Source organism: Thalassobacterium maritimum (assembly GCF_031127805.1).
In the GTDB taxonomy this organism is placed as follows: domain Bacteria; phylum Verrucomicrobiota; class Verrucomicrobiia; order Opitutales; family Coraliomargaritaceae; genus Thalassobacterium; species Thalassobacterium maritimum.
This window is the reverse complement of record NZ_JARXHW010000033.1, coordinates 45674-54322: the sequence shown is the minus strand read 5'-3', so window position 1 is coordinate 54322 and position 8649 is coordinate 45674. Positions and strand designations below refer to the sequence as shown.

Here is an 8649-nt window from a genome sequence, read left to right as displayed (position 1 = left end):
TGCCGGCCGTCTGGAAACTGGGGCTGAAGCACCCAGCTACTCTGGGGCGCATGGGGTTTCGGATGTGTATGTCTCTGCGGATTCAGTTGCGGCGCCGGGAAGTGAGTGATTCACCGGCGCTGGTGGCATATTTGTAAACTGTAGCCGAGTCCTTTAGGCTCGGTTCCGTTGCTCGCTTGTGCCGACCGTGTGGAAACTGGGGCTGAAGCACCCAGCTGCTCTGGGGCGCATGGGGTTTCGGATGTGTATGTCTCTGCGGATTCAGCTGTGGCGCCGGGAAGTGAGTGATTCGCAAGCGCTGGCGGCATTTTGTAAACTGTAGCCGAGTCCTTTAGGCTCGGTTCCGTTGGTTTGTTGCATCCGGCGGCTATTCGCCGCGTGCTTGTTGCATGGCGCGGGCGGCGTCCTCCGGGCGGTTGAGTCGAGTGTAGGCGAGCGAGAGGTTATACCAAGCACGGTAGAAGTCGGGCTGCATGGCAACGGTCTCTTCCAAGTAGCCGATTGCGGATTCTAGATCGTTGGATTCGGCGGCTAGTAGTCCAAGCGAATAGGGGAAGCGTGGATCATGCGGGGCATATTCCCAGCCCTTGAAGAGTTGTTTGCGTGCTTCCTTATTGAGACCTGCACTGCTGAGCAGGATGGCGCCTTGGTGATACATTTCGGGGTTGAGCGCATCGAGCTCGGTGGCGCGTTGCACGTAGTTTAAGGTATCTTCCGGGCGTGACTCGCGCGCGGCGGTGTTGGCCTTGATCAATAAACTTTGTGGTCGATCCGAATTGAACTCTAAGTATTCCGCCCATTCTTTCGCGGCGACGGGATCAGTGATTTCTTCGTTACGGGTGGCTAGGCCACGGCTGGCAGCGATGCGGACGGAGCGGCTTTTGTCCTTTAGCTGATCAATGAGCGCCTCGCTGCCGGATTCGATCATGGCGAGGCCGCTGGTGGCACGCACGCGCACGAGAGGGCTCTCGTTGTCGAGCTCACTGCGAAGGTGCGCTTCGGCGTCGGGATGAGGCAAATAGTTGGCAATTAGGCCGGTGTAGGTGGCTTGCCATGCGGCGATGTCTTCGTCCTTGGCCAGTTCCAGGAGCGCGGGCAGGGCGGCGGGATCGTAATTATAGGCCTTGCTGATCGCGCGGGCGCGTTGACGTTGACGGCTCGATTCCAATTTTTCGCCATACCAAGCTTCGGCGTGTTCCACCGCCCAGTCGACTGTTTCGTCCGTGTGGCACTTACTGCAGGCATTGGGGATGCCCAGTTCTTTGGTCATTAATGGGTCCGGGGAGTGGAAGCCATGGTCGGCGCGCCAGTCGACTTGCATATAAACCGTCTCTGACATGTGGCATTCGATGCATTGGTTGCCGGTGCTGCCTTCGGCGTGGAAACTGTGCTTGACGGGTTCGATAATGGGCGCTTCCAGCATGCCCGTTTCGTGACAGCGCATACAGAGCATATTGTTTTCGGCCGGTAGGATGTGTTCCAGAGTGTGTGGGTTGTGGCAATCCATGCAGGTGACGCCAGCGTGGGCCATGCGGCTCATTTCAAAGGAGGCATGGACATAATCTTCGTCCAGGATTTGGCCGTCGGCGTAGTAGAGCCCGGGTTGGTCGGGTAGAGAGACGGAAAAGTGGTCGTCAAAGCGGTCGCCCAGCGCAAACTCGTCGGCGGTGAGTTGATCGCGGCGCGAGTGGCAGGTTAGGCAATTTTCTTTGGTTTGTAGCGGATCAAGACGACTGAGGCCACTGGTATAGTCGCCTGCTTGGGAGGCGATCAGGTGCTCTTCGAGGCCGATATGACATTCGGCGCAGGCGATGCCTTGCTGAATCCAAGTCGATTGGTAAAGGTTGCCCTCAAAGTCGAAAGCTTTGTCATATTCCGTGGTGTGGCAGTAGGCGCAGTTGGCATTCCAGTTCATGCCTTGGCCGGCCCAGTGCCCCCATTCACCCGGTAGGCGGTCTTCTCCGGCAAATACATCGACCCAGCGATCGTTGATCACATCGTAAGTGGCGCTGATGGTTTGGAAGCGATTGCCCGGTAGCAGAGCGAGGTATTGACGTAGCGGGGTTTCGCCGATCACGCCGACCAGATCGTATTCAAGGGTGGGGGCATCGTCCGAGAGCACGCGCAGTTTAAAGGCCTCGTCCACTTGCACCATTTCGTAGGTCACGCCGGATTCTTGAATACGGCGGGTCGGAGTGAAGGCTGCGGCGTCTTTTTTTACAGATACGGGACGGTTGGCCTTGGCGTGGTGACTGCTCTTCCACTCAGTGACTTCTTTTTCGTGGCATTTTACGCAGGTGTCGGGACCGAACTTTGCTAAGCGTTGCGGATTGTGAGAGTAAGGAAAAACCTGGCCCGGCTGCTTTTGAGCGGGGGAGGACGACTTCGCAGTGTCGCCTTGATCTGCGCTGTCACCACATGAAGTTAGTATTAACGCGAGTGAGGTAATCAGTAAGGAAGTGAGGGGCTGTCGGTTGAACTGTAGCATGCGTTGTCTAAAACATTCGGTTGTAGGATGGGGTGCAATGTAATTTGTAATTGTATTGAGTGTTGGCACTTATGGGAGGCTTGAGTGCTCGTGATTACACTTGCGAAGTCTGAATGATCTTTAGCATTTCTGAAAAAAGAGGGCAGCCATAAAAAAACGCCGCCCCTTGCGTGGGCGGCGTTTTGTAGCAGCGCTAAGTCTGCGTATTAGAGTAATTCTTTAGCAACCGCTGCGACGTTGTCGGCAGTCATGCCAAGTTCGGCCATTACAGTATCGCCCGGAGCGGACATACCGAAGCGGTCGATGCAGACAGTTTTACCGGCGAAGCCGACGTATTTACCCCAGGTGCTGGAGACGCCTGCTTCCACGGCGACACGTGCGGTGCAGCTAGTGGGCAGCACGCTTTCGATGTAGTCCGCGCTTTGGCGTTCGAAGCGTTCGAAGCAAGGAAGAGATACCACGCGCACGCCGTCGCCGAGTTGCTCGGCCGCGCCCATGGCGTGTTGTAGCTCAGAGCCCGTTGCCATTAGGATTAGTTTCAAGTCGCCGCTTTCTTTCTTGGCGATGTAGCCACCCTTGAGCACACCTTCGCGGCGATCGCTCACGCTGATGCTGTCTTGGGCTGGGATGTTTTGACGTGTAAGAATCAGCGCTGTGGGGCCGTCTTCGCGTTGAACAGCTGCGGCAAAGGCTGCAGCGGTCTCTTCCGCATCACCAGGGCGAATCACGTCGAGATTTGGAATGACGCGCAGGCCACTCACGGTTTCTACCGGTTGGTGAGTGGGGCCGTCTTCACCGACACCGACAGAGTCGTGGGTGAAGATGTAGGTGACAGGGAGTTTCGCCAGCGATGCGAGGCGGATGGAGCCACGCATGTAGTCGGCGAATACCAAGAAGGTCGCGCCACTGGCCTTAAAGATGCCGTCATATGCGATGCCATTGCAGATGGCGCCCATGCCGTGTTCACGAATGCCGAACCAGATGTTGCGTCCATTGAAGTTGGTGGGACCGAAGTCGCCGCCGTCTTTGATGTAGTTCTTAGTTGATCCGTAGAGGTCGGCCGAGCCGCTGATGAGGCTAGGCACTGCTTTGGCGACCGCTTGAATGATGGTGCCTCCGGAGGCGCGGGTCGCGGCTTTGGTGCCTGCGTCGAATTCTGGAATCTGGCTGAGTAGGTCGGCCGGCACTTCGCCCTTGAGCTCTGCAGCGAGTGTAGGGTTGGCGGCGCTCCATGCGTCGAAGACGCCTTCCCACTCCTTGTAGGCGGCGGCGCCTGCTTGGGCGACTTCAGCAAAGTGGGCACGCACTTCGTCGGATACGTAGAAGCTTTCTTCTGGCAGGCCGAGTCCTATGCGGGCGGCGGCTGCAAACTTGGCGCCGCCTTCACCGTGGCCGGCAGAGGTGCCTTCAACTTCTGGGATGCCCTTGCCGATAGTCGTCTTGGCGATGATGACCTTAGGCTTGCCGTTGTCGTTGGCTTTGGCTTCGGAAATGGCGGCTTCAACTGCGGCTAGGTCGTGGCCATCGATGGTCACGGTGTCCCAGCCTTGGGAGATGAAGTACGCAGAGGCATCTTCGCTCTGGGTCTGATCGGCCATGGCGTCGAGGGTGACGTCGTTGGAATCGTAGATCAGGATCAAATTGTCCAATTTGTTATGACCGGCAAATGCGATTGCTTCCTTGGCCACACCTTCTTGCAAGCAGCCGTCCCCATGGAGGGCGAACACGTGTTGATCGAAAATGGTGTGCTCTGCGGTGTTGAACTTTGCTGCGGCACGTTTACCGGAGAGTGCGTAACCGACTGCGTTACCGATGCCTTGACCGAGTGGGCCTGTGGTGGCTTCGACGCCGACAGTATCACCAAACTCAGGGTGGCCTGGAGTTTCGGAGCCCAGTTGGCGGAAGTTTTTCACCTCTTCCAGGGAGAGCTCGTAGCCCGCAAGGTGTAGCCATGAGTAAAGGAACATTGAGCCGTGACCGCCGGAGAGCACGAAACGGTCACGATTCAGCCATTTGGGCTCTGCTGGATTGTAGCGGAGGCCGCCTGCGCCATAGAGCACGGCGCCGATTTCGGCACAGCCGAGAGGGAGGCCTAGGTGGCCAGAGCTGCAGGCGTGAATTGCGTCGATTGCGAGGCCGCGTGCTTGAGTTGCTGCTTGGGAGAGAATCTCTGTTTGCATAATGTTTCTAGGTTATGGGCCCTGAGCGGGCGGGATTTTGATAATCTGAAAGCGCCGAAGATGAACGGATACCATCTAATGAAAAGGAAAAATGAGGGATTCTACATGAATTTGCTTCATTACAGTCATTCAGAACTCGACTCGGAGCTGTCAGGGCTCTAGCTCGAAGGCATGACTCATGAAGAATTAGAAGAAGGCAAGGTGCTCAATCTCGATTTCGCAAAGCTGCGCAAGGTGGCCAATTGCGAGTCCGACGTGCTGCCTGCGATCGCTCAAGATGCGCAAACCGGTGAGGTGCTGATTGTCGGCTACGCCAATGAACTGGCGCTGGAAACCGCTCTCGAATGCGGCATGGCGACCTTTTGGAGCACCAGTCGCAACGAGCTCTGGATCAAGGGCAAGACCAGTGGCGATTATTTGAAAATCGAAGAGATCCGCGTCAATTGTGAGCAAAATTCGATTCTCTACAAGGTGACGCCGGCAGGCAAGGGCGCCTGCCACACCAAAAACCAAGCGGGCATTGCTCGCTCAGGGTGCTACTACCGTCGCCTCAAAGAGGACGGCAGTCTGGAATTCGTGGACGAGGCGCAAGTTTAGAGCGCGCTGACGAGGCCCTCTAATTCTCGTCGTCCGAGATGCCTAGCTTTTGGCGGATCTCGGGGAATTCGTTGAGCTCGGCAAGGAATTCGTCGACGTCGAAGTCGGCCACCATGAAGTCTTCATATTCGAAGGTGGGCGTCTTGGTTTGCCCGCTGAGGGCCACCATGGCGTCCATGTCCTTGGCGTTTACATTGACATCACGCACGTCCAGATCGACACCTTGCGAATTGAAAAAAGAAAGGGCTTCACGGCACCAAGGGCAACCGGATTTGATGTAGAGAATCGGTAGTTTGTTTTTGCTCATAATGTAATTAAAAACCTATCTAATGGAGCACTGATTACAACGCAAATACGTCGATTAATAAGTTTATATGGCGCGGACTTGCGCCTTGGCGGAAACTGCGATATAAGCGGCCTTCCGTCCCATTGATCCATGAGTTCTCACGAAGCATCTGTAATGCCTACGCAAGTGGCCGATTCGATTTCTGTTAAAGGCGCGCGCGAGCATAACCTGAAAAATGTGAGCGTGGACATTCCGCGCAATCAGTTGGTGGTCATCACGGGCGTCAGTGGTTCGGGTAAATCCTCACTGGCCTTCGATACCATCTATGCGGAGGGCTATCGTAAATACATCGATAGCCTCTCGACCAAGGCGCGGATGGTCTTGGAGCAAATTCCGCGTCCGGATGTGGACTACATTCAAGGTCTCTCGCCCGTCATCGCGCTGGAGCAGCGCACCGGGGGCGGGGGCAATCCGCGCAGCACGGTGGCAACGGTTACCGAAATCGCCGATTTTGCCCGTGTGCTGTGGGCGGTCTGCGGCACACCTTATTGCCCGAAGGATGGCGGCATTATTGAGCGGCGCTCGATGGACGATTGCCTGACGCGCATTTATGCGGAGCCGGAGGGGAGTCGCTTGATGATTCTCGCTCCATGGATGACGGCCAAACCCGCCATTCTACGCGAGGAATTGCCGCGCTTGCAGCAGCGTGGCTTCCAACGTGTGCGCCTTAACGGCGAGATCCGCCGTCTGGATGAGCATGATCTGATCGATTCCAAGGCTGCGTCGATTTCTGTCGAGATCGTGGTCGATCGCATTGTACTCAAGGCCGACCAACGCAGTCGGCTGGCGGACTCCTTGGATTTGGCCTTCAGTGAGGGGGAGGACCGTGCTTTGATTTTAATTGAGGACGGACAGCAATGGCGTGAACTCCCCTTGAGTAACCGTCTGGCTTGCGTGAATTGCGGCGATGTGTATGAGCCTGTCTCGCCGCGTCACTTTTCCTGGAATCATGCCGAGGGCGCCTGTTCTGAGTGCGGCGGACTGGGGGAGACCTTGCAATTTCAGCCCGAGCTGATTGTGCCAGATCCGAGTATTTCTGTGAAAAAGGGGGCGATTAAGCCATGGCGGCTCGGGTCCAAGCAGATGATCATTCGGCACAACGCGATTCTCAAGCAACTGGCCGAGCAATTGCCATTTGATCCCAACTTGGCCTGGGATGAACTCGATGCCGATGTGCGCGCGCAAATCCTACATGGCGCGGGCGAGCGACTGTTCAGTTTTAAGCTCAAGGGCGGCAATACCAAGCCTGAGTTGATGCCATTTGAGGGCGTCCTCGCCGATCTTGAAAATATTCGCCGCAATACCACTAGCGACGGCCTGCGCGCCCGCCTGATGGCCTATCAAACCAGCAGTCGCTGCGAGGCTTGCTCCGGGCGCCGGCTGCGTCCGTCGAGCTTGAGTGTCTTGATCGAGGGGCGCTCCATTACCGATTTGCTGGCCATGTCGCTGCAAGAAGCGCAAGGCTTCGTGGATGCGCTGCAAAGCAATCCCGCCTATGCGACTGTGGGCGACGCCGTGCGCGGTCTCGGTTCGCGACTCTCCTTTTTGAATGAAGTCGGGCTCAGTTACCTCACACTCAATCGCACATACACCAGCTTAAGTGGGGGCGAAGCGCAGCGCGTGCGCCTGGCGACTCAGCTGGGCATGTCGCTGGTCGGCGTGGTCTATCTCTTAGATGAACCGAGCATTGGACTGCATCCATTGGACAATCGTCGATTGATTCAAACGCTCATCGGTTTACGTGAGCGCGGCAACTCCGTCGTCGTAGTGGAACACGATGGTGAAACCATGTTGGCGGCCGATCATCTGATCGAGCTCGGTCCCGGCGCGGGCGTTGAGGGGGGCGAGTTGATTTATCAGGGCAGCCCCACAGATGCGTTTCATGATACATACAGTCGCTCTGGCATGTTCCTCAGCGGGGAGGCGCGTGTTGAAAAGAATGCGCGCACGCTGCGTCCTAAGTCCGACTGGTTGAGCGTCGAGGGGGCCTATGAAAACAACCTCAAGCAGGTCGATGCGAAGTTTCCAGTTGGTCTGCTGAGCGTGGTTTGTGGGATGTCCGGCTCCGGAAAGAGCACCTTGGTCAACGACATTCTGGCCAAAGCTGCGGCCTTTAAGTTGAACCGCGCCAAAACGATTCCCGGCAAACATAAGAAGATCACAGGGCTGGATCATTTCCTCTCTGTCATTCAAGTCGATCAATCGCCGATCGGTCGCAGCCCGCGCTCCAACCCGGCGACTTTTACCAAGCTCTTCGATCAGTTGCGGGACCTTTTTGTTAAATGCTCGATCGCTAAGATACGCGGATATAAGCGCAACCGTTTTTCCTTCAATGTGAGTGGTGGGCGTTGTGAACGTTGCAAAGGCGACGGCGTGATTAAGCTCGATATGCAGTTTATGGCCGACGTGTATAGTGAGTGCCCCAGTTGCAAGGGGCGTCGCTATAATCGGGAAACGCTGGATGTGCGCTTCAAAGGCTATAATATCGCCGATGTTTTGGAGATGAGTGTGGACGAAGCCTTGCAAGTCTTTGCGAAGCAGCCACGCATTGCCGAGAAATTGCACACTTTGGCCGATGTGGGGCTCGGTTACATCAAGCTGGGGCAGCCCGCCACTACGCTTTCCGGCGGTGAAGCGCAGCGGATTAAACTGTCCTTAGAATTGAGCAAGCGCCAGCAGGGGCAGACGCTCTACATCCTCGATGAGCCGACCACCGGGCTGCATTGGCTGGACGTGCAGCGATTGATGGATCTGGTCGTCAAGCTACGTGATGCGGGTAACACCATCCTGATTATCGAGCACGACCTGGATGTGATTCGCATGGCCGATTGGATCATCGAGCTCGGTCCCGAGGGCGGAGCGGCCGGCGGCGAAATTGTCTTTCAGGGGGAGCCGTCTGTGTTCTACGAGGGGAGTGCCAGCCCTACGCAGCAGATGCTCAAGGATATGATTTCTTAAGTTGCTGGTATTGTCGCCACGCAAGCATTGCCGCCACGCGAGATCCGGTCAATATTGGGTCTCTTGACTCGGGCGAGTAT

Annotated in this window: 5 protein-coding genes; 2 read left to right on the top strand and 3 right to left on the bottom strand. The window is 56.4% G+C overall.

Annotated elements, in window-relative coordinates:
• Positions 1-367: 367 nt before the first annotated feature.
• Positions 368-2488, bottom strand: a complete 2121-nt coding sequence (locus tag QEH52_RS13630; protein WP_308951182.1) for a multiheme c-type cytochrome — start codon at positions 2486-2488, stop codon at positions 368-370.
• 206 nt (positions 2489-2694) lie between these two features.
• A complete protein-coding gene (gene tkt, locus QEH52_RS13625) occupies positions 2695-4668 on the bottom strand; it encodes a transketolase (protein WP_308951181.1) in 1974 nt (657 codons plus the stop codon).
• A gap of 171 nt (positions 4669-4839) precedes the next feature.
• On the opposite strand from tkt, the gene QEH52_RS13620 reads away from it, so the two are divergent.
• Positions 4840-5265, top strand: coding sequence for a phosphoribosyl-AMP cyclohydrolase (locus tag QEH52_RS13620; RefSeq protein ID WP_308951178.1), 426 nt, complete (start codon positions 4840-4842; stop codon positions 5263-5265).
• Positions 5266-5284: 19 nt separating this feature from the next.
• Here the strand turns inward: QEH52_RS13620 and QEH52_RS13615 are convergent, their stop codons facing one another.
• The gene (locus QEH52_RS13615; protein ID WP_308951177.1) at positions 5285-5572 is read right to left on the bottom strand and encodes a glutaredoxin family protein; all 288 of its coding nucleotides are present in this window, start codon (positions 5570-5572) and stop codon (positions 5285-5287) included.
• Positions 5573-5701: 129 nt separating this feature from the next.
• Between QEH52_RS13615 and uvrA the strand changes: the two genes are divergently transcribed.
• Positions 5702-8569 carry an excinuclease ABC subunit UvrA gene (uvrA, locus tag QEH52_RS13610; RefSeq protein ID WP_308951176.1) on the top strand — a complete coding sequence of 956 codons (2868 nt, stop codon included), beginning with the start codon at positions 5702-5704 and terminating at the stop codon, positions 8567-8569.
• Positions 8570-8649 lie beyond the last annotated feature (80 nt).